At 33.4% G+C, this 23,681-nt stretch carries 29 protein-coding genes; 1 reads left to right on the top strand and 28 read right to left on the bottom strand.

Features of this window, described 5'->3' with window-relative positions; genetic code table 11:
• Positions 1-34: 34 nt before the first annotated feature.
• From RTW14_RS11910 to RTW14_RS11810, 21 genes are all read right to left on the bottom strand, one after another.
• The gene (locus tag RTW14_RS11910) at positions 35-844 is read right to left on the bottom strand and encodes an MBL fold metallo-hydrolase (protein WP_312651613.1); all 810 of its coding nucleotides are present in this window, start codon (positions 842-844) and stop codon (positions 35-37) included.
• A 14-nt stretch (positions 845-858) separates the two neighbouring features.
• Entirely contained in the window at positions 859-1,041 is a 183-nt protein-coding gene (locus tag RTW14_RS11905) for a CatA-like O-acetyltransferase (RefSeq protein WP_331654447.1), read from the bottom strand.
• 31 nt (positions 1,042-1,072) lie between these two features.
• Positions 1,073-1,519, bottom strand: a complete 447-nt coding sequence (locus RTW14_RS11900) for a SufBD protein (RefSeq protein ID WP_312651610.1) — start codon at positions 1,517-1,519, stop codon at positions 1,073-1,075.
• A gap of 195 nt (positions 1,520-1,714) precedes the next feature.
• Positions 1,715-2,041, bottom strand: a complete 327-nt coding sequence (locus RTW14_RS11895) for an LPS biosynthesis protein (protein WP_312651608.1) — start codon at positions 2,039-2,041, stop codon at positions 1,715-1,717.
• A 41-nt stretch (positions 2,042-2,082) separates the two neighbouring features.
• Positions 2,083-3,129 (bottom strand): RDD family protein, encoded by a 1,047-nt coding sequence (locus RTW14_RS11890; RefSeq protein ID WP_312651601.1) that lies wholly within the window; start codon positions 3,127-3,129, stop codon positions 2,083-2,085.
• A 53-nt stretch (positions 3,130-3,182) separates the two neighbouring features.
• Positions 3,183-3,614: a helix-turn-helix domain-containing protein gene (locus RTW14_RS11885; protein WP_312651594.1), complete on the bottom strand. Its 432-nt coding sequence runs from the start codon at positions 3,612-3,614 to the stop codon at positions 3,183-3,185.
• A gap of 66 nt (positions 3,615-3,680) precedes the next feature.
• A complete protein-coding gene (locus RTW14_RS11880; RefSeq protein WP_312651591.1) occupies positions 3,681-4,163 on the bottom strand; it encodes a GNAT family N-acetyltransferase in 483 nt (160 codons plus the stop codon).
• Positions 4,164-4,183: 20 nt separating this feature from the next.
• Positions 4,184-4,918, bottom strand: coding sequence for an AAA family ATPase (locus RTW14_RS11875; protein ID WP_312651588.1), 735 nt, complete (start codon positions 4,916-4,918; stop codon positions 4,184-4,186).
• A 133-nt stretch (positions 4,919-5,051) separates the two neighbouring features.
• Positions 5,052-5,522, bottom strand: coding sequence for a GNAT family N-acetyltransferase (locus RTW14_RS11870; protein ID WP_312651579.1), 471 nt, complete (start codon positions 5,520-5,522; stop codon positions 5,052-5,054).
• Between the two features lie 46 nt (positions 5,523-5,568).
• Positions 5,569-6,294 (bottom strand): hypothetical protein, encoded by a 726-nt coding sequence (locus RTW14_RS11865; protein ID WP_312651573.1) that lies wholly within the window; start codon positions 6,292-6,294, stop codon positions 5,569-5,571.
• A gap of 12 nt (positions 6,295-6,306) precedes the next feature.
• Positions 6,307-7,260, bottom strand: coding sequence for a hypothetical protein (locus RTW14_RS11860; RefSeq protein ID WP_312651567.1), 954 nt, complete (start codon positions 7,258-7,260; stop codon positions 6,307-6,309).
• 31 nt (positions 7,261-7,291) lie between these two features.
• Positions 7,292-8,473 carry a serpin family protein gene (locus RTW14_RS11855; RefSeq protein WP_312651561.1) on the bottom strand — a complete coding sequence of 394 codons (1,182 nt, stop codon included), beginning with the start codon at positions 8,471-8,473 and terminating at the stop codon, positions 7,292-7,294.
• 20 nt (positions 8,474-8,493) lie between these two features.
• A complete protein-coding gene (locus tag RTW14_RS11850) occupies positions 8,494-8,865 on the bottom strand; it encodes a hypothetical protein (RefSeq protein WP_312651553.1) in 372 nt (123 codons plus the stop codon).
• Positions 8,866-8,933: 68 nt separating this feature from the next.
• Positions 8,934-9,275 carry a hypothetical protein gene (locus tag RTW14_RS11845; RefSeq protein WP_312651551.1) on the bottom strand — a complete coding sequence of 114 codons (342 nt, stop codon included), beginning with the start codon at positions 9,273-9,275 and terminating at the stop codon, positions 8,934-8,936.
• A 622-nt stretch (positions 9,276-9,897) separates the two neighbouring features.
• Positions 9,898-10,836, bottom strand: a complete 939-nt coding sequence (locus RTW14_RS11840) for a hypothetical protein (RefSeq protein WP_312651548.1) — start codon at positions 10,834-10,836, stop codon at positions 9,898-9,900.
• 110 nt (positions 10,837-10,946) lie between these two features.
• Complete coding sequence (locus RTW14_RS11835) at positions 10,947-11,831, bottom strand: copper amine oxidase N-terminal domain-containing protein (protein WP_312651545.1); 885 nt, start codon at positions 11,829-11,831, stop codon at positions 10,947-10,949.
• Between the two features lie 209 nt (positions 11,832-12,040).
• Complete coding sequence (locus RTW14_RS11830) at positions 12,041-12,583, bottom strand: SMI1/KNR4 family protein (RefSeq protein WP_312651542.1); 543 nt, start codon at positions 12,581-12,583, stop codon at positions 12,041-12,043.
• Between the two features lie 263 nt (positions 12,584-12,846).
• Positions 12,847-13,470, bottom strand: a complete 624-nt coding sequence (locus RTW14_RS11825) for a hypothetical protein (protein WP_312651539.1) — start codon at positions 13,468-13,470, stop codon at positions 12,847-12,849.
• A 210-nt stretch (positions 13,471-13,680) separates the two neighbouring features.
• Positions 13,681-14,025 (bottom strand): DUF7225 domain-containing protein, encoded by a 345-nt coding sequence (locus tag RTW14_RS11820; RefSeq protein WP_312651536.1) that lies wholly within the window; start codon positions 14,023-14,025, stop codon positions 13,681-13,683.
• Between the two features lie 56 nt (positions 14,026-14,081).
• Positions 14,082-14,618, bottom strand: a complete 537-nt coding sequence (locus RTW14_RS11815; RefSeq protein WP_312651533.1) for a hypothetical protein — start codon at positions 14,616-14,618, stop codon at positions 14,082-14,084.
• A 381-nt stretch (positions 14,619-14,999) separates the two neighbouring features.
• The gene (locus tag RTW14_RS11810) at positions 15,000-15,986 is read right to left on the bottom strand and encodes an S-layer homology domain-containing protein (protein ID WP_312651529.1); all 987 of its coding nucleotides are present in this window, start codon (positions 15,984-15,986) and stop codon (positions 15,000-15,002) included.
• A 322-nt stretch (positions 15,987-16,308) separates the two neighbouring features.
• On the opposite strand from RTW14_RS11810, the gene RTW14_RS11805 reads away from it, so the two are divergent.
• The gene (locus RTW14_RS11805; RefSeq protein WP_312651526.1) at positions 16,309-16,656 is read left to right on the top strand and encodes a hypothetical protein; all 348 of its coding nucleotides are present in this window, start codon (positions 16,309-16,311) and stop codon (positions 16,654-16,656) included.
• Between the two features lie 35 nt (positions 16,657-16,691).
• Here the strand turns inward: RTW14_RS11805 and RTW14_RS11800 are convergent, their stop codons facing one another.
• The 7 genes from RTW14_RS11800 to RTW14_RS11770 all read right to left on the bottom strand — a co-directional run bounded on the left by RTW14_RS11800 (position 16,692) and on the right by RTW14_RS11770 (position 23,639).
• Positions 16,692-16,940 carry a hypothetical protein gene (locus tag RTW14_RS11800; protein ID WP_312651523.1) on the bottom strand — a complete coding sequence of 83 codons (249 nt, stop codon included), beginning with the start codon at positions 16,938-16,940 and terminating at the stop codon, positions 16,692-16,694.
• Between the two features lie 273 nt (positions 16,941-17,213).
• Positions 17,214-18,062 carry a hypothetical protein gene (locus tag RTW14_RS11795; RefSeq protein WP_312651520.1) on the bottom strand — a complete coding sequence of 283 codons (849 nt, stop codon included), beginning with the start codon at positions 18,060-18,062 and terminating at the stop codon, positions 17,214-17,216.
• 50 nt (positions 18,063-18,112) lie between these two features.
• Positions 18,113-18,994, bottom strand: coding sequence for a hypothetical protein (locus tag RTW14_RS11790; protein ID WP_312651517.1), 882 nt, complete (start codon positions 18,992-18,994; stop codon positions 18,113-18,115).
• Positions 18,995-19,147: 153 nt separating this feature from the next.
• A complete protein-coding gene (locus RTW14_RS11785; protein WP_312651514.1) occupies positions 19,148-20,011 on the bottom strand; it encodes a hypothetical protein in 864 nt (287 codons plus the stop codon).
• A gap of 27 nt (positions 20,012-20,038) precedes the next feature.
• Positions 20,039-20,854, bottom strand: a complete 816-nt coding sequence (locus tag RTW14_RS11780) for a hypothetical protein (protein ID WP_312651511.1) — start codon at positions 20,852-20,854, stop codon at positions 20,039-20,041.
• 302 nt (positions 20,855-21,156) lie between these two features.
• Positions 21,157-22,587: a pyruvate kinase gene (pyk, locus tag RTW14_RS11775; RefSeq protein WP_331654441.1), complete on the bottom strand. Its 1,431-nt coding sequence runs from the start codon at positions 22,585-22,587 to the stop codon at positions 21,157-21,159.
• An 80-nt stretch (positions 22,588-22,667) separates the two neighbouring features.
• Positions 22,668-23,639, bottom strand: coding sequence for a patatin-like phospholipase family protein (locus RTW14_RS11770; RefSeq protein WP_312651508.1), 972 nt, complete (start codon positions 23,637-23,639; stop codon positions 22,668-22,670).
• Positions 23,640-23,681: the final 42 nt, after the last annotated feature.

The following is a 23,681-nucleotide window of genomic DNA, read 5'->3' as shown; positions in this document are numbered from 1 at the left end:
CATATCATAAATGCAACGCAGTGTAGCATTTATTTTAAAAATGACTTTGTATTGTTTTTGCAAACAACGGATTCATCATTAATTGTGGCATATTTAAATCTTCACATACTAACTGAACAATATTTAGTAAACTAAATTTTGGATTTTTCTTAAGCACTTTATTTGTTGATTGTTCAAGCATCTGGATAATGTCTAACCCCATCTGAATTTTCTCCATAGCTTCTTCACGCAAATATGTTCTGTCCCAAGCCGGATAGTAACATTCAGCATTTTCTATATCTCTTAATTTCTCTAAACTATCAATGCTCAACTGCTTATCCACGTATATTGGGATATCGCCTTTCACTGGGATGCTGTCCCCGACAAAAATCACATGGTCAAACATATAAGATACTTCATCTATAGAATGTCCGGCTGTGCCAATTACCTTAATAGACAATTCCTCATCGATATCAAGAACGTCTCCATCCTTAACAATAACATCTACTGTTGTGGATTTTCCAGCAAGGTTATAAAAATTGGAAATTGGTCGCTGCTCATACTGTAAGTTTATGTCTTCAATCCATTGCTTTTCACCCTTACTTGCATATATCTTACAACCCGTTTTATCTCTAAAATATGCTGCTGTACCTATATGGTCTGGATGAGCATGTGTCAGAAAAACTCCTTTTATTTCCGAAGTATTTCTTCCAATAGATTCTAAATACGCTTCAATAATACCCTCACTGCCATATACCCCTGAATCAATCAGATAGCAATGGCGGCCTTCTAACAAATATACAAGAACATAGCGTTTAATTTGCTCTGTAACATTAAAATCTATCCTTATCTGATGAACTTTCATTTTATGTTCTCCTTTTATAGCTCATTTAAATATCCCTGCAGCTTATCCACCAGCCTACCAACATGAATTCCATCAACAAATGAGTGGTGCACCTGTATTGAAAGGGGCATATAAATTTTCCTTTCCTTCTCATAATACTTACCCCAATCAAATAATGGGGTTGCATTGTCCTTCCTTCCAGAATTTGTATGAGAAATATGAGTTTCCCATTTACATTACCTCCTATACCTAAAGTTTTTCTATAGTTTTTAATGCCTCTTGAATATCTTTGGAAACCAATGGCTGCATACTGCTTTTATAAATGTGTGGATTGGCTTTGCGTAAAGCCTCACAAATAACATTTATCAAATCTGGCTTGTATGTAGCTATAACTGGCAAAGCCTTAATACACTGTCTGGATGTAATCGGCTTATCGTCAATGATATGCTTTAAATAAACATCGATGACTTCATCTATTTTATAGTCTTTATCCCATTTAGCATTGGCAGCAATTAAAAGAATCCCCCTTGTCCTAATATATGAATTGATATCATCCAGCATTTCTGCAAAATAATCAAAATAAGCGTAAACAGCATCAGTGTTTTCACTTTCAGACCCAAGCTGTTTCAAACATTGACATGCATTTTTAGCATTTTTATCTCTTAATCCGTGAACCAGTTCTTGGATATCGCTCATCACATTCACCACCTCATATGTATATTATCCGACTAATGATTATTCCCTCTGTTGGTCATTTTCAGTTTAGAATAACCCTATTTTAAGTTATCTTATAACTACACCTTATATTATAATTGAATCAGAAGATGCACAATGTAAATAGAAACTGTAATCTCCTGCTGTTGGTGCATCAAATGTAAACTTTTTATATTTTTATTCTCTTCTCAAAACTTCCTTTGGAGGCTCGATTTCATTTGCTACGGTATGCTCGGTAAGTTCAGAAAGCATCTTAATCTTTTGATTTACCATTTTCCTCATACAATTTGGCAGATGCTCCTGATGTGCCCTGTGGATTGCCACACATTCTTTGCAATTCCCATGATATTGGCAAGCTTTTTTACACGAGCAATGGTCTTTTTCTTTATATTCCTCCCGAAACTCTGCCACAAATTCTTCCTGCAATTTCTGACCTTCCACTCTATTTCCCTGATGAAAAGCTTTCATAGATTCTTTTTCTTTTGGATTTCCATCAATAACCATTATAATTCCATCCTTTCTAATTTAAAACTTACCATACAAGACTAAAACTTTTCTACTGTAAATACCATATGAATATAATAGTCATGCCCTGTATGTTCTATCCAGTCATCTTTTATTTCGTATCCTTTTAACTCAACCTGGTTGGTAAACTTAAACCCATCTTGTGTAAATGTATAGTTTTCAAACCTATTGCTTATGTTATTTAAAACACCACTTTTCTTCAATTGAAAGTAATCCATCTTTTTCTGTGCTGCAAAAAATGATTTTACTGATACTTCCTTCTGCTTTAAAAATCCAAAGGTGCGAACATCATTATCAGTTTCAAGTTCTATGCGAACACCAGTAACAATTCCATCTTTAACAGTCAATTGATAATTTGGGAGTGGTACCTCAGCTAAAAAGTCATCTGATTTTTTAGCATTTTGAATCCATTTTCCCTTTTCATTCAAGTGCCTGCCATAGTCTTCATTTGATTGTGACATAATATCATTACAATTTTCATAATATTCCTCTGGCGTAATATCACCTTTATGCAATGGCATGTCTGCCTGGAAAATAACAAGAGCATTCATTCCACAAATCAAAATAAATATGACAATACCGACTAAAATACGTTTAAACTTTTTATCTTTTATTGTACATAAACTGTTTTTTTCCCATGTCAGCCATTTTTGTGTTTTGCATTCATCGTAACAATTTGCCATTATTAGAAGATCATATAAAGGTATGTTATATCCCATGCCTTTCCTAAATACCCCAAATGTTCTAACCCAGCCTTGTTTATATGTAAGCCTTCTGCCATCTAAATCTCTAACAATTAGTCCAAACACGAATTTACCTAATGTAGCTCCAAATTTAGAAAGAAGTAATGGTTCAACTAACAGCATTATTCCAACCATAACAAAGGAATTAACTAAGCTCATAAAGAAATTATTTTGTATATTCCAGTTAAGTACTAAAGCCGTGAAAGCATGCCAAATTAAGCCGTATAAACTCAAGTCTAACATTCTTGCAAAAAACCGTCTCCACGGATAAGGACATGTTGAGAATTCCTCCGTTTCTGATTCTATTCTATCACTTATTTCCATAGTTTACCCCCTATTGTAAAATCCCCTTTTTTATAAAACCATTACAACATACTCTATTGTTCTTGCACAAGAACCGATGATTCAGTCACTACCCCGGCGGTTTTATCAGCTAGGATACTATTATAGGATACCACACTAAGTATGACTAAGATAATATTTACAGCTACAATAGCGGTGACAACAATAGCAATAGTTTTCCAAATATGATGTGTACGATGGTTCTTAATTGCAAGTTGCTCGTTTATTCTTGATAGCTGTTCCTCAACAATGTTAATATCGGTTTCATTGTCCAGCCTTGAACCCAAAAGCTCACTCACTGATACTTCAAAAGTTTCTGCAATTCTAATCAGCATATCCGCATCAGGTACAGAAAACCCTTTTTCCCATTTGGAAATTGTCTGGCGAACTACATTAAGTCGAATCGCAACCTCCTCTTGTGAAAGCCCTCTTGTTTTTCTGAGTGTCTTTAAATTTTCATTAAACATTATATCAATGCCTCCTTGTTGGCATCATTGTAGCTCAGTCCTAATCATTGCCACAAGCAATACATATTAACATTGCAGTAATCTATAGTTGCGTATTTTCATTTTGATTCCATTGCGCTCAAATTCATCTTCTTCAGAAATGCAATCAAATTCAAAGTGTCTAAGAATTTTTTCACTGGCAGCATTATCTACAACTACATCTGCGTAGAAAGTTACATCCACATATTTCTCCCTCATAAAATTCAATAGCCACTCTGTTGCCATGGTTGCATATCCCTTCCCCCAGCTTGACTTTCTGAACTGATAAAACACACCGTATTGAGACTTTGTTTTATCAATGCAGGGACAACCGATAATTCCAATTACTCCTTCCCTATTGCTCACAACAAAAACATCAAAGGGTTTTAATATCTGGATTCTTTCCTTAATTTCTTGTAATGTACAAGGTTCTTTTATATTAGTAAACCGAATAACGTCCTCATCTGACCAAATAGATAATAAATCATTTGCATAAGATTCATTAAGCGGTTGATATTTTAATTCGTTCATTTGCCCTCCTGTGTTATTCATCAGTCTTCTAATAGATATTGTAATATTTGTTCTGGATTTTCTAAAAATCTTTTTGTTAACTGATAATGTTCTGTCTGCTTATATGAAACGGTCTCAATCCCATCTTCTGTTAGTTGATAAATCTGTGCGTTTGGAAATGCCATAAGTATAGGCGAATGAGTTGCAATAATAAATTGGGAATTATTCTTAACTAAACGGTCTATTTCTGCAATTAAAGTTAATAGCCTTGACGGTGAAAGTGCTGCCTCAGGTTCGTCAAGAATATATACTCCATTTCCTCCAAATCGATTATGTACTAATGAAAGAAAACTTTCCCCATGTGATTGTTTATGTAATGATATACCGCCATAACTTTGTAATAACGACGATTCTTTATCCAATTCATCAATATTGGTTGCTACATTATAAAAACTCTCTGCACGAAGGAAAAAACCATCTTTTGCGTATTTTGACTTAGATATGGTCAAGTAATCGCATAGTTCAGAATGGGTACTATTCGTAGAGAAACTAAAATTTTTAGTTCCTCCTTCAGCATTGAACCCATAAGCAACTGCTATTGCTTCCAACAATGTTGATTTTCCAGTTCCGTTTTCCCCTACGAAAAATGTCACATCCTTTTCAAAGCAAATAGTTTTATCCTCTCTTAGATATTGCACAATCGGCAAATGAGAAAGATAAGAATTTGTATCTATATTTTTATTTAGGAACACACTATTAATAAATCTTCTATTCAAAGTAATTTCACTCCTGTTATATAAATTAATCCGTAACTAAAGCATTAACTTCTAAAACACCCATCATATAATGGCACTACCTTTCTAGATAAACTGTATAAGGATAGTTCATACATCCCTGTAAGCATAACCGTCAAAACCTTTCTGGAAGTTCCATTTCACCATTCATTTTTGTAAATCCATATTTTTCATATAGAGACCTCCCCATATCTGTGGCCTCCAGTGTTATGTGTGAGATTCCTTTTTCTTTTGAAGCTGTAACAAGCAAATCCAAGGTTTTATATGCTACCCCCATTCTCCGATACTCAGGAGCCGTATACATATTCATAACATAGGCCTTGTTTCCAGTAGGATTATGATAGGTTGGCATCACTCTAAAAAAACTAATTCCTCCAGCACCTGCAAACTTTTCTTTATCAAAAATCAAATATGCAATATGACTGCCATCATTTAATGCGCTTTTATAATATTCGTACGATTGCTGTTCCACAATTGACATATCAACTATTTCTTCTAATTTATTTGCAGCCCTTAAAACTTCTATTCTGGTTTTAGTTAAAAGCTCTATATCTGCAATTGTTGCTTTTTTAAATATCAATCCCATAACCGTTATTACCTCAATTTCAATTAGCCATCAAATCACGATTTCTTTATAGCAGTGACCACTTTTTAGTTTTAGGGTTGTATTCTAAATATTTTCCTATCCCTGCAATGTTTCTTTGATGGTCCAATTCCCTATGAATATCATCTGCACAAAAACCAATATCTCTAGTCGGGAAAATTCGCACTCCCGTGTGAATAGAAGATACCGTACAATTTTCAAAATCAAAAACTGCACCTCCTATGAAATACTGGTATAATTCATTCAAGATATCTGGTGGGATTGGTGAAAGGCTCTTTTTCCTACCTATGAAAATCTCCCTGATTTTTTGTTCTATTACACACTTATATTCCATAACATTTTTCAGATATACCTTCACCCAATAATCATCGTCATGGCAAAGGTAGAGATACTTATTACCGAGTACATCAAAAAAGGCGCTACGAAGCGGACGTTTTAAATGCGCTGCAAATAATAGTTCCGCAATGTTTTCATCTGTAAGTTTCTTAAGATTCTTTTCTTCTGTAAAGTCTATCCAGCAAAAGTCCCCATAATTATAAACATCTTCTTCCATAAAAGCTTTACTACTATCTTTAGAAATATATTCAAAGCTCGTATGTCTGTCAAATTTTGCACTTATGGGAGATCCTTTCAGCATAAGAAATCCTTCCACTTCATTGGGAATAGCCGAAATAAAGGTCTTAAACTCCATACCTGTCGTGAATACATATCCCTCTGATTCTTTTATGTTAATATAACATGGATAAGTTCTCATAATTGCCCCCCATTATTTTATATAACATCCAGCCATAACCTCAACTACAGTTGTTCCTCCACCCATATTGTCGTAGCTACTTGAGCCAACAGGTATGCCATATATTGTTACAGAATCACCTTCATAAACGTCGCATTTACCAGGATAAAAAATGTAATAATAATTATGTGCATCATCACTCACTAAAATGGCCGTAAAAGTGTATTGGTCATCATCATCATCTTGCACATTTTCATATATATCTTGCACCTTTCCAGCTATAGCTACAATTTGGTCTCCATATTGCTCTGCAGATTTACTTAAATGCTTATACTGTATAGAATTATTAATAAATGGTACTATTTTTTCGTAACTTTCAGCAGGAAATAACTCTGAATGATTTTTCAGGAAAGTATTTGCTTTATCTGATATCGTATATGGTAAATTGCCATTAGTTCCATAAGATACAATTATATCTTTAAAACTTGGCACAAATGTGCCATCTTTAAAATTTCCCATTTCTATCATATAGTCATCGTCATCCCACTTTAAAGTTCCATTTCCATTAAAAATTCCGTTTTTCCATTTTCCTTCATATGTATATGTTTCGTTATCACTATTTGTCGCAAAAAACGTTCCATTTCCATTTGGTATGCCATTAACCACATCCCCTTTATAGTTTCCGTCTGCGTCACTTTCTTTAAACTTAACTAATAATATGCTTGTATCGAGTTGTCCCTTATCCGAAAAATGTCCATCTTTAAAACTACCTTTATAGTTTACATACTTCTCACCTTTTTTATATTTAAACTCACCCTGCCCATTTGGTGCTCCATTCTCATATGTTCCTGTATATGAGCCTACATAATCTTTCGACTGAAAATTTACTGTTACTGACTTATCTTTAACTTCTCTACTACACCCTATAAGCAAACAACAGCTCAAAATAAATATAACGCCTAAAATCATTACTATTTTTCTTTTCATGTGAATACCTTTCTTTAATTAATAAATAAAATTATACGGATGGGTTATTGCACACACCTACGAATATCAACGTACCATTAGAGGAAGCAATACCATAAATAAAAGGTCTATTTAAGATCATTTCAGCGCTTTCCTCTGGGTGTGCTGCACTATACATATCTATCTTTGTAAATGCCGAAGCTTCTACTCCGTTTTCATCTATAGCAATTTGGGTCTGCTGCAACACTTCTGATATTGACGTCTTTTCCTGCGTGATACCGGAGAAATCCGCCTTTGCTTCAAAGGCATTTGTCATGCCCATGGTATTTAATACATCCTTTAGGCTGCATTGAGTATAAAAATTATATTTAGGGATTTCCCATTTTACACTACCAAAATGTTCTTTCCCCTCCTCAAACAATGCCTTCATAGAATGTCTAGAAGAAAGCAAATCGGACACAGTCACGCCTTCATCTGGTAAAATAAAAACCATTTGCCCATCCCCTTTTAAATCAAGGGAGGAACGCATATAATTTTCGCCTATGACAAAATCCATTGTGTCAGTCTTATGCATAAAATCAGCCTTTACATCCCCTTTTTCTGTGTGAAACGCTTCTTTTTTTGTAGATTCTTTATTAAAGTTATTGGTCCATTCATCACAAAAATAGATTGTATTGATAATAGATAGATTCTGTGTTGGATTAATCTCTAAGTTCGGGATTAATGTACCGTTTGTATTTTCTGAAATCCACTTAGCCATTGCTTTTTCAGTATCCTCATCAGAAAAGTCTACCGAAAAAGTAGACAAATGATAATGATTTTCTGCATTAGAAACAAAGGAATCATTAAACTTTTTATTTTCATTCAACCATAAAGAATTCGCAATCTTTAATTTGCTGATTTTATTGTCAGAATAAAGAAGCTTATATAACTCTCCACACTGGGCTGACAGTTTCTTTTCTGATGATACATTCAACAAGTGAAAAATCTGTTGTTGCGTTTCACCACTTGCACCCCTTCCCGCTACCGCCAGTGCATAATACAGAGATACCGGAGAATAATTAAAATTATCTGTCTTATCCTTTAAAAGAACTTGGGCTGTATCATAAGAAAAATTATTGACAGATTTAATAAAATGTTTATCGATCTCATTGTCACCAGATGACACGTTAGCGCAAGCGCAAATGGAAAAAAGAATCGTAGTGATTAAAATAACAGAAACAAATTTTCGCATGACAGTACTCCTATAACTCTTTATATCCCATTGTTCGCTTCACTTCCATCTAGTTTCATACTATTATCGTTGTTTATAATATCGCCATCCTCATATTCAACACAAAGGAAAACTCCTTTTTTTATTTTCATAAACAAGCGAAACGGTAAAAAGGTCACCAACCCTATAATATTACCAAAAATACCAATAAATAAAGGAAAGACAATTAATCCCAAAAGCCCCCCTACAAATCCTGTATAAATACTTTCACCAATACTTACAGAGACTGGTCCACCTAAAATACCTATAATAAATCCGATTAATCCAATCACCATTCCAAAGCAAATTGACATAATGCAATATAACTTCATGTATGATGTAAATTTTATATGTGTTATTTTCAATTTAATCATTTTACCCCTCTTTATAATCATTCTAAATTCAATTTAAACTTCAATCACTTTTCAACCCAAGAGAATGATCACTCTTTTTTGAATAAATCTATCCACGATAAAACAGTAGTAGAAATCATCCTACCAGGCATTAATATTATCAAAATAAAAACCAGCATTCTATTTATATTGTCAGAGATTCTAAATGGATTATTTATTAGTCCTCCTAACCAACCAACATTTGAATAATCTGGCCTGGGTATAATAAAATAGCCAACAACACTATATACTATCATTATAGCTACGAATAATAGCAATTTATTAATATGAAATGAAATTCCAAAAATTAGATAATATAGCATTATCACAATCGCTATTGATAGGATGGTTTTTAAAATTAGCATTTCTATACGTAATTCAATTCGTCCCATAATAATAAATCTCCTAGTTAAGTATTTAGACCATTTAGACTAGTATTTCTAAACGCAGCAACAAATAAGAATAATAGCACGATATATAACAAATATGAAAAAATATATACTATGAATAAAACACTTGGTGCTATTCCTAGTTGCGCTAAAAATGAAAGTACAGAGAGTTGAGTAATGCTCCCTAATATTATATAAAAAATACCAAGTAAGATGAAATTTATCTTAAGTAGTTTTAATTTTATATTTGTTTTTTTCTTAATTATCTTAAGGCCAATTATTAGAAACATAACACCCTTTATAATAACCAATAGAGATTTTATCGTCGCCATTGTATATGTAATTAAGCTGGGAATAAAAAGCTGAATTATAAATATAAAATTATCAGCTAATTGAGCTGTAATCAAAATTATTATCAATAAATTTGTAATACACATTTCATATTTTTCATTCACTAAATGTTTAAAATTAATTAATAAATATGGAAATAAGAAAATTGATAATATCGAAATGATTAAACCATTGTATTTATTAAATGAAAATAAAATAATCAATATCAAATATATAAAACTAAGAACACTAGATAACTTAAAATTTATTAACCTTTCCATAATACTCCCAATTATCATCTATGCAATACGATTAAATCATTCAGCTTTAGTTTCTCACACTCCAACTCTTTATCAATACAACTGAGCATAGAATTCAGATGTTTTATAACATGTTCAATCTGGCTCTTGATATTCTTCACCCGATTTTGAGACTGGTTAATTTTATCCAACACCGCGTAATCAGCAAACAGGCCGTCAAAGAAATAATCTGCAAATCCCAGAAAGCCATCGATATTCACTTGAATATCTGCATAAATTGTCACATCAGTCAGCTCTGTTTTAAAACGTCGTAACTCAGCCTGTAGCTGCTCAACCTGTTTCTGAGCTTCGTCCAGCTGACTATGCTTTGCCAAATCCGAAATCAGTCCGCCGCCGAGTAAATCCCAGGTACCCCAGCCTTCTGCACTGTCAAGACTGGAAAGAATGCTGTTGGTAATAGCAAGCCCCGTTTGACCGGCATCAAGGGCCTCGCGGATTTCTTTCTTTTGATTTTCCATGTAGGAGATGTGTTCCTCTGCCCCAAATATCTCCACAGCCTCTTGAGAGTCAATAGATTTGATCATCTCTGCCTTTGCCTTCAATGTCCTTTCATATTGCTGTTCACATCCAAGCAGCTGGTTCATTTCTGCCTCGCTGCACTGGATTTCCTTATCCACTGCGGAAAGTTCCCGGATGGCAACGTCATATTTGACTTTGGCTACGTAAGCTTCTTTTCGCTCTTTATCCAGTTTTTCATCCATCTTGCCGATGACGCCATAGAAGAACGCTGATAAGGTGTGACCCTCCAAACGGTCAACATCTTCCTTCTCGTCCCACATACTCTTTCTTAACTCATCAACTTTAGTGCTCAGTTCCTGACGCTGAACGTACAATTCTTTTAACTGGGACTCCGTCCGCTTTTTTTGTGCAACTTGCTTATGGAGAAGTTTTAATTGTTCATCATAATATGCCACAGGGGTACTCCTTTCTATTGCTATCTAAAAATAGTGAACTATTCAAAGAGTAGTTCACTATTAAATCACTCCAAATACTCAAGTATCTATCATATTCTTCAGATAACTATTTAACTAGCCATAATTTGATAAAAAATCAAACAATCCATCTCGTCGGTTTCTTCTGTAGTTTTACATATTCCAATATTACTACCCGTTCCTAATACATCAACAAAAACATGAATATAAGAATAACTTCCATTTTTTTCTTGCATTGAAAATACAAGTTCATAGCCATTATCAATATTACTTTCGTCGTCTAGCAAGGTAGTTTCCAGCTTCCAACCATCCACAGAAAACAGATCTTTAAATTCTGAAATTAGATCTTTTGGTTTTCTATCATCATAACTAGTAATGAGCTCTGAACCATTAGGTGATTTAACACTTATGGTATATTGGTCATCCTTAGTTGGCCCTATAGACCAAGTTGCTGGATATTTATAAGTCATGTTATTTGATGCTTCATAGGTTTTCCAATTAGAGGTATCTGAATAACGTATGGAGATTTCATTTGTTTCATCATAGTAGTTAACAATGGCTCCTAAGTTTTCGCTGACAAATCGTAAAGGAATAAACAACCGCCCGCCCTTGTTTACGGCAGGAACGTCCATCTTTACTATTTTCCCATCAACCAGTCCATTTAAAGAACCTACAGTTACTGTTACATCAACTCCTGAAAGGCTTAATTTAGCTTGTTTAGTGCTAGCATCCCAAGAAACCTTTGCACCCAAAGACTCGCCTAAAAAGCGAAATGGTACCATTGTCCTTCCACCATTGAGATAAGCTGCTTGATCCATTGTTACCACTTTCTGGTTTACTGTAGCTATATTTTCTCCTACTACGAGATTTACTTGCTTATAAAAATCATATATTTGTGTTTCTGCAAAGCAATAATTAACATTAAAAAGTAGTATTAAGATAAGAGCAAGTAGATATTTGCCGTTTTTCATTTTCATTGTTTCCTCCATAGATGATTAATTAATAAGAATATTTTTAGCCAGCCCTAAATTATACGTGTTATTCAGGCTTTCAAATTTTCTTTTAAGCACACACTTTCTAATTCGTATAATCCCCCTCTCTAAATGATTCTTTTGTTTATACAAAACTTCCCATGCATTCAATTAAACAATACTGCTTTATTAAACTTAATGAGAGGTATGTAGTACTATTTATCTTCTCCACGCACTTTCCTATCTTTACGCTCTTCTAATTCTTCAATTTGCTTCATCAGACAATCAGAAAAAACACCTTCAACAGAATCTGTTTCTCCTGTTTGGTAATAGTCCAGTAAAACAATATTTTGATTTTTATCGAAGCAGAATATTTCATCACCATTCCCGACAATGGACAAGAAAGGCACATATGATTTATATCCCAATTCATGTAGCTGCTTGGTTTTTACACGAATATCCAGAAAATCTGGTATATCTTTTGCAATACCATAAACAATAATTCCTCTGCAAAAAGACCAGAAAGGTCCTACGTCATATTGCTTGGCCTGTGGCCACACTTCTTCTTTCACGTTCATGTAAAGTCCCCCTAATGGTGACATAGTAAATTCTCTAAACTCTTGTGGCAGGTTCATCCCAACAGATCTTTCAAAAGTTACTATATCCTCCTCAGAAGGTTCGTTGCCCATGCAAGCAACTACTTGATATGTTTCTTTATCGTATTTATGAAAGTAATCATATATTTGCTGTAATGCCATTATCAATTTCTCCTTGACGTATAATATAAATAATCTTTATATATTTTATATTAAAATTCTAACAAAATTTTCATTTTTTGGAAAGATATATTTTTGCTCAAAATAAGGTTCTCTTTGTTTATCCTCCCTGCTATATGAGATACTCCGCTAATTGCTTGTGGGTAAATCCCATACTATCATTGGCTACTACATAGCTTGTAAATGTTTGACCATTTTTAAAAATAGTTTTATGGTTAATTGCCAGTATAAACATAATGGGAAATCTAGAAATCAGGAAGACTTTGTGGACACTTCACCCAAAGTTGTTCGTGACCATATCTAAAATCAAAATAATCGCACACGTGTGTAGATAAATCGCTAACAGATTTATTAACATGCATAACCAGATACAATTCAATAACCAGTAAGGAAGCAAGTGCGTTAATACAATGTTTTAAGGTTGCTTCCTTAAAATAAGCATATCGTTTATGTTTAATATTTGTATATGTACGCCACCAATCCAAGCCTACAATCTTTTTCTGGCCGCTGGAATCAACTGAAACTGCCCATTTTGATAAAGGCATCAAATCTTGAAAATCCGTAGTGACTGTTGTCTGGATAATATTTGGATATTGATTAAGAATCATCTCTGATATTGATATTATGTTATTCTTTTCATTAAAATTAGGATCAATTTCTTTGCACAATAATTTGCCTACTGTTTCAAATTCTGAGGCTGATGATAACAAAATCTTTAGAAATTCGTTAGAAAACGTATCTCCATTAGCCAATTCTCTTTTGCCATTTTTATCAACTGTATTATGATCTACATACTGTTTAGTATGATTTAATTGAGAACAAAGAGAACAAAAATAATACCAATAATGCATTAATTCTTGGTGTTCCATAACCTGAGCCTCCTTCCAATTATTTTAGTTTCAAAAAATTATATTTTCAATTATTTAGCAAATTTGCTATAATGCCTACTTGTCCAAAATTCGGTTGTTATCCTAATGGGAAATTAAAACGATTTTAACTGCTTGAGATTGTATGTATATTGTAAATCTCAAATAGAGAAAAGCTCTTCATGTTATTCATTTTCATCATATTTAATCTCGTTATTCTTTTAAGAAGTATGTACCATTTTTCCACTCACCAACAATTTCTGCTTTACCTGTCCATTTTGGTTTATGATAAACATTTCCTGAATAAGGATAGTTTTTTCCAAGGTATTTATATTTTCCTCTTGAAACATACTCAAAATTATAAAATCTATTCATTTCTTTATCCGCTTGTTTTCCTAAATTTGTAATATTATAGCAATATCCACTAGGAATAATACTTGCTTTATTAATTCCGTACTTAACGTGAATTAACTGGACTATTTCATTTCTGGTGAAAAGAGTTCCAATTTGATATTCTGAAAAAGTTTGCTCAACAAGTTCTAAAAATATAATGCGCAACTCACATTTGCGGCAAAGATATCGTGTTTTTAGCCTAATGAGAAGCTCATATATTCCTAATACTCCGCTTTAATCGATGCTTTATCAATTTGTTCTATTACTTCTTGCGTACCATCGTTTTTTACTACCTTCACCTGTACATCTTTGGCATCACTAATGGCATACCAAAACCTTTTATTGCTGTCAACCTCAATTATTTTTGCTAGTTCATCACCTGCATATACTTCAGAAATTGCATTATCATTAATTGCTCCTGAATAGATATACGGAACTTGATTCATCGAAGACCAGTTAAGCCGTGAATCCCACTCTGCTCCCCTTGTTCTTTTCCAATTCCATTTATTGTTTTCCTTTTCAAAATACCCAATAAAGATTTTTTCTTCATGTGAATTGTTCTCTATAAATATTGCAATGGCATCATTTTTATGTACAACATTCATTTCCTTATAAATAATTGAATAAGAAAAATCCTTTTCCCCTTTGTGCATTTTCTCCATAGTTTTAGGGAAGAAATCCTCAAAGGTTTCTTCCTTAGAACATCCCATTAAAACCGCTATACAAATTAATAATAAAAAACAGATTTGCTTTTTCAATTTTTTCTTCTCTCTATATTTCTTTATCATAAGGATTGATATGCTTTTATACAGAATACTTCAAATGGCGTTAATCCACCTTTAAGTGTGTTTGCTTTTTATAAGTAGTTAACTGTCAATGGAATATTCTCTCCATTACACGTACATGCCACATTATGTACTTCCCATAATTGCTATAATCGGCATTAATTAATCTAAATTTCTATCTATAGCATGTCTAAAAATATAGTCCACTTGATATCCCCCAAATTTCTCATATTTAAGTCATATACTTTTAGTATATTCCCTATTCTTCATTAATCCAACAAAATAGCTTTCTTGTTTTTCGTCAATTTTCGACATTATTTAGTTTGATTTTTTGGTCTAATCAAATAAATGAGGTCACGATTTTGGAATAGGAATTGAAGGTATATCTCCTAAATCTGTATTATCCTGAAAATAGATTTCGGTGCTACCGTTCTCTCCAGTTACATTGATTGAGTGATTCTCTATATCAAAGCATCCATGTTGCCAATTGATAAATTCTTTTGTCTTCATGGTATAATTGATAATACTATTTACTATTTCTGCATCATTTTTAAATTTCCTATTTAACATATAGTATAAATCCGCTTGTATTTTTTGGGTGTCATTAATGCTATTCCAATCAATATAGAGATAAAATGTATTAAGACTGCCCGACCTATATTTAAATTTTGTATCGTTGGGAAGAAAAAATCCATATATGTATATATCCTTAGACTTAGTTATCCAGTTATTTTTGATTGCTATCCTGTCAAGCATAGTAATCACTTGTTCTACGGTTGTTGGCTCTTTAGGACGTAATTGATTTTCAGACCCCTGTATTATTTGATTTTCTACACAATAAGCTAATGATTTAAACGCCCAATTACTAATATGGTTTTTATCGTTGAAACTAATTAAATTGTTTGTTGAATTTGTATTTATTCCTTTAATATTTAAAAATCTAGCTATAATAGTTGCTATCTGTTCCCTTGTTATATTATTTTGAGGTTCAAATTTGTTTTTATCTATTCCCTGAATAATTCCCAAAGAATAGGCTCTCTGCACATCTATATTTGTAGTGTCTGTGAAAGGATTTTCTTCTATTGGGATACTTGCTTTATCAAGGTTGTTAGACATTGCATAAAGTCCAACAATTAATTGAGAAAATTCCTCTCTAGTTATATATGTTGTGTATTTCTCATCTTTTAAAACAGTTGGCGAATCTATCTTATTTGATAGAAAGTCACTTATTGGTTGTGCTGACCAATAGCTATTTGTTGCAAAAACAGGACTGAAATTTAATGCCACAGTTCCACAAACAACACAAGCCATTAATCTCTTAGTAAGTTTATTTTTTCTCATTTTTTATTCCTCATTTCCTATTAATCTCCTAATGTTATTATAAAAATATTAATTTTAAAACTTTCTCTACTTTTTTATCCTAGTGGAACCTAAATCTAAGCTGTTAAGAAAAAGATACACAGTATATAAGACCATAGTTTAATTCATGTCGTTTCAAAAACATCAAAATTAGCAGCTGAAGTTGAATGCAAGACCAACTAAGAAAATTTTTGATTTTGAGTTTACACTTACCTCTTAAATTCCGTTTTTATTTATGTATTTTCAATCGATTAAAGTACAAATAATTATTTCAATTATTTAAGAAAGAAAGAGGTAAAATATTATGGCAAAGGTAGGAGACACTTATCCTGTTGACTTTAAAGTATCTTTTATTACTATAGGAGTTACTACTTGGTCTACTGATACAGTTAAGGCATTGGTAACAAAATGGTTAGAAGGTAACCTTGAAAAAAAGGCTATAGCTGCAGTAGGTTCTAAATTTATTCCTGGTATAGGTTGGGCATCATGGGCTGCCGCTGGAGTTGGAGCGATAGGAAGTTACATGGGATATAGTGGTATAAAAGGAACAATGACTATGGAGTATGTAAAAATAGAAAAACATCAAGCTGGACAGACTTTCACTATTGAGGGATGGAGACCAAAAAAGATTTCCATTTCTTGCTACAAATAATTAAATAAAAAAATGCTTGGAGTCCAAGCATTTTTTTATTTAATTATATAATTTTTTATAAAGGTTATTATCCCCAAAACAATAATACTAATTGAAATTACAGAAAACACATAAAATAGTTTTTTGTGCTTTTCTGTTCTATAATTATTTATTATTTGATTTATAAGGAGAAAACATAATCCAAATAAAAGCATATCTTTTTTCTCTTGGAAAAAAGCCATAAATATAAATATACCTGAAATTACCCAATTAACTATTTTTACTTTTTCTATTAAATTTTTCATATTCCCCCCTTTTTATTCTCCCTATAACATCATATCTTCTATACTCCCATTTAGTCAATCATACAGTATATAAGACCTAAAAGTAGTAGAAAATGTTTCACTTTTACTAAAAAAAATTAAAATCTCCTGGAATGCAAGACTAACTTCTGTTTTACTAACCTAAAACGCATCTTTGACTTTCATTAAAGAACTAGCAACCCGAATGTTTTAACCTTCAAGTTGCTAGTTTAATTTTTTATTAATTTATGAGTTTATTTCTGAATCTGCATTGTTTTACAGCATACGTGGGTATTTGATATTAAAAATATCTGCTCCATATGGAATATCTAGCGTATGTTTATCACTCAAAACATATTTTTTCCCATCAAGTTCAAAAACGTCTCCAGGCTTTTCTTCACTAAAAAGACCTCCCATTGAAGTTATGGCAGCATACTGTTCTTCGTATTCCCATCTCGGATGAATAGTGGTATAACCCCCAGAATAATAGTGGTCTGCTTTTCTGTCCCCCATATTAACCGTAAAAAAACCTTTATCAATTCCAGCGTTATCTAAATATTGTTTCTGCTCTTCTTCCGAAAAGTCCAAAGAAGTATAAACAGATGCTTTTCCAGTTAATAAATTCCAAAATCGTCCTGTCATATAGCTTACATCATCAGCGTTCCCAGATATTACATCTGACCAAGGGGTATTTAAATGACTTCCAAAAGTAGCCATACAATGAGATTTTCCATCTTTGGTCGTATATTTATAATAAGAATTTTTTTCAAAAGTTACTACATTATTCTTCGCTTTAATTTCCTTGCATTGACTGCTATCTACTTTTGGTATTTGTGCTTCTGTAAAGCTTACTCCCTTATAGGTATAAATATCATTCGTACATGGTATTGCGTCACCAAAATTAAATGCATCTAGTATGTCATCCCCTACCATTCCGTTTAACATTTTAGTATTTGATTTAGACAAAGATTCTCCACTATTTACTCTACTGGAACGAATAAATGTATCTACTCGTGACTCTTTTGCCTTTGTATGTGTTTTTATTAGCGCAGAAGCAGCTTTTTGACTCATAGTTCTCTTGTAGTACACTGATTTGAAGGGAAGATCTAATGTGTTTATTTTCATGGTTCATCCTTCTTTCTGTGCAATTTTCTTATGACCGGTTTGGGGTTTGGTTATTTTGCATTTATTTCTGAATCAGCTTTGTTTTTCAGCATACGTGGATATTTGATATTAAAAATATCTGCTCCATATGGAATATCTAGAGTATGTTTATCACTCAATACATATTTTTTCCCATCAAGTTCAAAAACGTCTCCAGGCTTTTCCTCACTAAAAAGACCTCCCATTGAAGTTATTGCAGCATACTGTTCTTCGTATTCCCATCTCGGATGAATAGTGGTATCACCTCCAGAATAATAGTGGTCTGCTTTACTATCTCCAACGCTTACAGTAAAAAATCCCTTTTTGACTCCAGCAGCATCTAAGTATTCTCTTTGTTTTTCCTCTGAATGATGTAATGAAATATAAGCTGACTCTTTTCCTGATAGGACATCCCAAAACCAACTGGTCATGTGGCTTACGTTATCAGTATTGCCAGATATTGCATCCGACGTTGGAGTATTTACAGAATTTTCACCAGATACCATACAATGAGATTTCCCATCTTTGGTGGTATATTTGTAATAAGAATTCTTTTCAAAAGTTACTACATTATTCTTCGCTTTAATTTCCTCACATTGACTGCTATCCACCTTCGGTATTTGTTCTTCTGTAAAACTTACTCCTTTATAGGTATAAATATCATTCGTACATGGTATCGCGTCACCAAAATTGAGTGCATCTAGTATGTCATTCCCTACCATTCCGTTTAACATTTTAGTATTTGATCTAGATAAAGAGTCTTCCCCATTTGTTCTACTGGAACGAATAAATGTATCTACTCGTGATTCTTTTGACTTTGTATGCGTTTTTATTAGAGCAGAAGCAGCCTTTTGACTCATAGCTCTCTTGTAGTACACTGATTTGAAGGGAAGATCTAATGTGTTTATTTTCATGGTTCATCCTTCTTTCTGCCTAATTTTCTTATTACCGATTTTGAAGAAACATTTAACGTATTTATGTCCATATGCTATCCTTCTTTTTTTAGATTTTATCATATTTTTTCAAGGGAAGAAATCTAACCATTGTTGTTTTTATAATTGAATATTTTATTGGTTATTTTTTAGTTCACGCATATGTGGATATTCAATATCAAAAATATCCGCTCCATATGGGACATCTAAAGTACGATTTTCACTTAGGGTATATTCTTTTCCGTCTACAACAAACACATCCCCCGGCTGATTATCAATAAGCAATCCTCCTGTAGTCATGGCTTTATATCTTTCATCATAATGCCATTTAGGTTGAATCGCTACGTCTGCATTTGAGTAATAATGCTCTCCCCTTCGATCTCCCATATTAACCGTGAAAAAGCCTTTTTTTATTCCCGCATCATCTAAATACTGTTTCTGTTCTTCTTCTGAAAAATCCAACGAAATATAAACAGATGCTTTTCCCGTCAACAAATGCCAAAAACGTCCTGTCATATAGCTTACATTATCAGCATTTCCAGATATTGCATCTGACCAAGGAGTATTTAATTTGCTTCCACATGTAGCCATGCAATGAGCAATTCCATCCTTTGTTGTATATTTATAATAAGAATTCTTTTGAAAGGTTACTACATTATTTTCTGCTTTTATTTCTTTACATCGGCTGCTGTCTACTTTGGGTATTTGTTTCTCTGTAAAGCTTACTCCCTTATAGGTATAAACATCATTGGTACAAGGTATTACTTCTCCGAAATTGAATACATCCAGTATGTCATTTCCTACCATTTGGCCTAACCTTTTAGTTTTAGATTCTGCCAACGAATCTACGCTATTTTCTCTTTTGGAACGAGTAAACGTATCTACCCTAGATTCTTTAGCCTTTGTCTGTACACCTAAAAGATCTGATGCAGCTTTTTGATGCATCGCTCTCTTGTAATTTGCCGATTTTGAAGAAAGATTTAACGTGTTTATGTTCATTTGTGTCCTTCTTTCTGTTTCATTAGATTATTCAATTACTGGATAAACATACCTTAGTACTAGAGTAGGTGTAAAAGTTGTATCTTTATGATAGGTAAAAGTAGCTCTCCAGTTATCTCTAGCTTCCATATTTAAAGTTGCAAGCCCATTTTTCTGCCACACGTATTGCTGTAATGAAATTGAATTACCTTGACTATTTGATACGCTGACATTTTTAGCTGATGTGGTTTTTAATCCATCCATCCGTATAAAATAAACTATTGCTCTCTCTGGCAGATTATTATTGTTAGTAATATTAAAGTTTGCAGTTTGCGTTCTACCGCTCCTCATAGTAATACTGCCCTCTTGAGAAGAAACTTCTATTTTACCTAAATCGTATGTAGGTCCGCCTATAGCAAAAAGATAACTACTTGTGGAAGATGTCATACCTGTAATTTTAACATAATAATACCCTGATTCAGGTACCGTTAACTTATATGGAGTTATACCTTGCTTAGAATGCCAATATTTGTTTTGCAAATAATAACTGCCACTTTCATTTTCAATGCTAAAATTATACGGATCACCATTGCAAGACATATAATTTATCCCTGCAGTCAAAAATACCTTAAACCAATCCTGGTCTTCATTACTTGTAGTTCCCTTGATAACTTGTTCTGAAAATATTTCTGATGGAAGGTCACTTGGTTTTTGATTGTTTGCTTTAATTAATTGTGCCTCTAACTTAGTATTATTTGGTTCAGTTTCATTAATAGAACCAGCATGTGCTGTGATACTATCACCCCCTACTAAACAAATCATTATGGCAAATGCGGCCATCATCATTAAGATTTTTCTTCTCATAATCTTTTCCTCCTTTTAAATAAACATTTTAAATAAACATTTATTTTGACGTTTATTTCCCCTTACTCCCTCCGTTTATATCATTTTCCCTACTCTTAATCAACACCTTCTGTATGAAATGTTGTCTCCGCTGTATAAAATGTGATTTTTGCTCATTTTTAGACAAATTTAGACATTTTTTACTATCTTAAAAAAGCTGACTTCTATACAAATAGAAATCAGCTTTTAACTGTGTAGTAACACTTTTTTAAACTATCATCGATACAAGGTGCATTTTAGTTAAACGCTACCTGATATCCCTTTTAATAGTGATACTCTCCTGCAATCTGAACCTTTAGAATGTTGGTGGTCCCTGTGATTCCAATTGGAACCCCAGCAGTCAAGACCACGATTTCACCATCCTTAACGTAACCTTCTTTATTAGCTGCTGCCACAGCTGAATTAAACAAATCCCGAGTATTCTGATACTCTGGAATGATAAGCGGTACAACTCCCCATGCAAGATTTAACTGTCTCCAGACACTGGCATTGCTTGTACAGCCAATAATCGGACAGTCTGGTTTATATTTTGAAATCATATGTGCAGTTCTGCCTGAAGCTGTTACGGTAATAATTGCAGCAGCATCTAAGTCCATAGAAGTGGTACAAGTCGCATGTGAAATAGCTGTTGTAACATCCGGTTTAATAAACTCTCTGCTCTGAGCAAATCGGCTTCTATAATTAATATCCTCTTCAGCGCGTTCTGCAATCTTGACCATAGTCTGCAAAGATTCCACTGGATAGGAACCTGCTGCTGTTTCACCTGAAAGCATAATTGCGCTTGTCCCATCATATATGGCATTTGCAACATCTGTAGCTTCTGCTCTTGTGGGTCTTGGATTTTTCATCATGGAATCCAGCATTTGAGTTGCAGTTATAACAACTTTTCCTGCTGATATACACTTTTTAATAATCTTTTTCTGCAATACAGGAACATCCTCTAACGGAATTTCCACACCCATATCGCCTCTTGCAACCATTACACCATCAGAAACTTCAATAATCTCATCTATATTTTCTACGCCCTGCATGTTTTCTATTTTTGCAATAAGTTTGATGGTACTACAGTCCCTCTTCTTTAAAATTTCCTTAATAGCCAGAACATCCTCTGGTGTTCTGACAAAAGAAGCTGCAATAAAATCAACATTTTGCTCGATTCCAAATAATATGTCCTCATAATCTTTGGAGCTTATGAAAGGCATTGAAAGGTTAGAATTTGGCACATTTACGCCTTTATTATTGGATACCGTTCCTCCATTCTCAACCTCACATACTATATCTGTTTCTCCAGTTTCAAGTACGTTAAGTTCAATAAGCCCATCATCTATGAGAATCTTCATACCTGCATGAATATCCTTTGGCAAATCAAGATATGTAATGCTTGCTATATCCTGATTTCCTGTAATCTCTCTAGTGGTCAGAGTGAATTTCTGTCCTTGCTCTAAAACAATCTTGTCATTTTCAAATTTACGAACACGAATCTCCGGTCCCTTTGTATCTAAAATTGTAGCCACAGGAAGCCCTAATTCGTCCCTCATTTTTCTTATTCTGTTCAACGTTTTAGCATGCTGTTCGTGATCCCCGTGTGAGAAGTTTAACCTTGCTGCGTTCATACCCTCAAGCATAAGTTGTCTTAAAATATCGTCTTCCATTGTTGAAGGTCCAAGCGTGCAAATTATTTTTGTTTTTCTCATAGATTGTCACCATTCCTTTTATCTACTTTTATAGTCCTTAAATATATCTTTCCATTTTACATTACTAGTATACACGTAGTTTACCACATTAACCCATTCTTTTCTATATACCTTTTGGCTAAAATTTCTTCTTCCAGTAATGTCGCCGGTTTATTTGTAACTACTTTCTTTAATTTTGATTTAAGCCCTTCCAGCCAAGTTTTCCTTTTCTCTTCTTTGAAAGCCTCCATTAACTTTTTATCAAGTATTTCTTTGCTATAAATCACGGTTGGATCCAGTTCAAAAATTGCTGCTGCCGCATCTGCTTCTGCAAGCCCCCGCTTTGTAAATTCTCCTTTAATAAACGTATACTTTTGGCCTGAAAAAACATTGAACCCTTTCATTGTATCCAAATATCCTAATCGAATTAATCTTTTTGTATTCTTTGGGTCAAATGCAGCGCAGCTACCCAAAGACCATCTACAGGAAATAACCTTCAGGAATTGGGCTTCTGTATAGGCGTCTTTTCTTTCTATTCCTATTGAATCCAGGTCTACCACTATAACGTTTTTGGCTCCCTTTTTTAATGCCATTTCAACAGGTATATTATCAAAATAAGCCCCGTCTATAAATTTTTTATCATTAATTTCATAAGGATTTATCATCGGAAAACATGCTGAACTTGCTAAAATATAATCAATTAGTTCACCCTTTGGGATTTCTTCTATAAACATACAGTGGGATTTAAAGCTTGGAAACTCCACAGTAACTATGCCGTATTCAGTTAAACTGGAACGAATTGCTTCTTCACTGAGGTTTTTCTCTAAAATGTTACGTAATTGATTTTTTTCTGTCAGCTCAGTTATGGTACCTTCTTCAAGTTCCTTCCAGTTTTTTTTAGCTGTTTCAAAATCATTCTGTGCTACCAGTGCACCATTGACTGCACCTATAGATGTACCGGTAACAATATTTATTTCTACCCCCAGTTCATTTAATGCCTGCCAGACTCCTATTTCATAGGCGCCTCTGGAGCCTCCTCCACCTAAAACTAATGCGGTTTTGCCCTTTCTCATTACTCCCTCCATATTCAACACTCACTTACGAATAATCATCTT

It is taken from the genome of Aminipila sp., assembly GCF_032051575.1.
Lineage (GTDB): Bacteria > Bacillota > Clostridia > Peptostreptococcales > Anaerovoracaceae > Aminipila.
Note: the sequence above shows the minus strand (reverse complement) of the source record. Positions and strands in the feature narration are given on the sequence as shown.

What these genes read in the sequence shown, in the direction of transcription:
- RTW14_RS11865 (WP_312651573.1), bottom strand. Translation starts at nt 6,294, where the DNA reads ATGAGAACTTATCCATGTTATATTAACATAAAAGAATCAGAGGGATAT.
- RTW14_RS11785 (WP_312651514.1), bottom strand. Translation starts at nt 20,011, where the DNA reads ATGAACATAAACACGTTAAATCTTTCTTCAAAATCGGCAAATTACAAG.
- RTW14_RS11795 (WP_312651520.1), bottom strand. Translation starts at nt 18,062, where the DNA reads ATGAAAATAAACACATTAGATCTTCCCTTCAAATCAGTGTACTACAAG.
- RTW14_RS11850 (WP_312651553.1), bottom strand. Translation starts at nt 8,865, where the DNA reads ATGATTAAATTGAAAATAACACATATAAAATTTACATCATACATGAAG.
- RTW14_RS11895 (WP_312651608.1), bottom strand. Translation starts at nt 2,041, where the DNA reads ATGGTTATTGATGGAAATCCAAAAGAAAAAGAATCTATGAAAGCTTTT.
- pyk (WP_331654441.1), bottom strand. Translation starts at nt 22,587, where the DNA reads ATGAGAAAAACAAAAATAATTTGCACGCTTGGACCTTCAACAATGGAA.
- RTW14_RS11810 (WP_312651529.1), bottom strand. Translation starts at nt 15,986, where the DNA reads ATGAGAAAAAATAAACTTACTAAGAGATTAATGGCTTGTGTTGTTTGT.
- RTW14_RS11830 (WP_312651542.1), bottom strand. Translation starts at nt 12,583, where the DNA reads ATGGCATTACAGCAAATATATGATTACTTTCATAAATACGATAAAGAA.
- RTW14_RS11835 (WP_312651545.1), bottom strand. Translation starts at nt 11,831, where the DNA reads ATGAAAATGAAAAACGGCAAATATCTACTTGCTCTTATCTTAATACTA.
- RTW14_RS11885 (WP_312651594.1), bottom strand. Translation starts at nt 3,614, where the DNA reads ATGTTTAATGAAAATTTAAAGACACTCAGAAAAACAAGAGGGCTTTCA.
- RTW14_RS11780 (WP_312651511.1), bottom strand. Translation starts at nt 20,854, where the DNA reads ATGAGAAGAAAAATCTTAATGATGATGGCCGCATTTGCCATAATGATT.
- RTW14_RS11910 (WP_312651613.1), bottom strand. Translation starts at nt 844, where the DNA reads ATGAAAGTTCATCAGATAAGGATAGATTTTAATGTTACAGAGCAAATT.
- RTW14_RS11855 (WP_312651561.1), bottom strand. Translation starts at nt 8,473, where the DNA reads ATGCGAAAATTTGTTTCTGTTATTTTAATCACTACGATTCTTTTTTCC.
- RTW14_RS11770 (WP_312651508.1), bottom strand. Translation starts at nt 23,639, where the DNA reads ATGAGAAAGGGCAAAACCGCATTAGTTTTAGGTGGAGGAGGCTCCAGA.
- RTW14_RS11860 (WP_312651567.1), bottom strand. Translation starts at nt 7,260, where the DNA reads ATGAAAAGAAAAATAGTAATGATTTTAGGCGTTATATTTATTTTGAGC.
- RTW14_RS11825 (WP_312651539.1), bottom strand. Translation starts at nt 13,470, where the DNA reads ATGGAACACCAAGAATTAATGCATTATTGGTATTATTTTTGTTCTCTT.
- RTW14_RS11900 (WP_312651610.1), bottom strand. Translation starts at nt 1,519, where the DNA reads ATGAGCGATATCCAAGAACTGGTTCACGGATTAAGAGATAAAAATGCT.
- RTW14_RS11870 (WP_312651579.1), bottom strand. Translation starts at nt 5,522, where the DNA reads ATGGGATTGATATTTAAAAAAGCAACAATTGCAGATATAGAGCTTTTA.
- RTW14_RS11880 (WP_312651591.1), bottom strand. Translation starts at nt 4,163, where the DNA reads ATGAACGAATTAAAATATCAACCGCTTAATGAATCTTATGCAAATGAT.
- RTW14_RS11800 (WP_312651523.1), bottom strand. Translation starts at nt 16,940, where the DNA reads ATGAAAAATTTAATAGAAAAAGTAAAAATAGTTAATTGGGTAATTTCA.
- RTW14_RS11890 (WP_312651601.1), bottom strand. Translation starts at nt 3,129, where the DNA reads ATGGAAATAAGTGATAGAATAGAATCAGAAACGGAGGAATTCTCAACA.
- RTW14_RS11805 (WP_312651526.1), top strand. Translation starts at nt 16,309, where the DNA reads ATGGCAAAGGTAGGAGACACTTATCCTGTTGACTTTAAAGTATCTTTT.
- RTW14_RS11845 (WP_312651551.1), bottom strand. Translation starts at nt 9,275, where the DNA reads ATGGGACGAATTGAATTACGTATAGAAATGCTAATTTTAAAAACCATC.
- RTW14_RS11790 (WP_312651517.1), bottom strand. Translation starts at nt 18,994, where the DNA reads ATGAAAATAAACACATTAGATCTTCCCTTCAAATCAGTGTACTACAAG.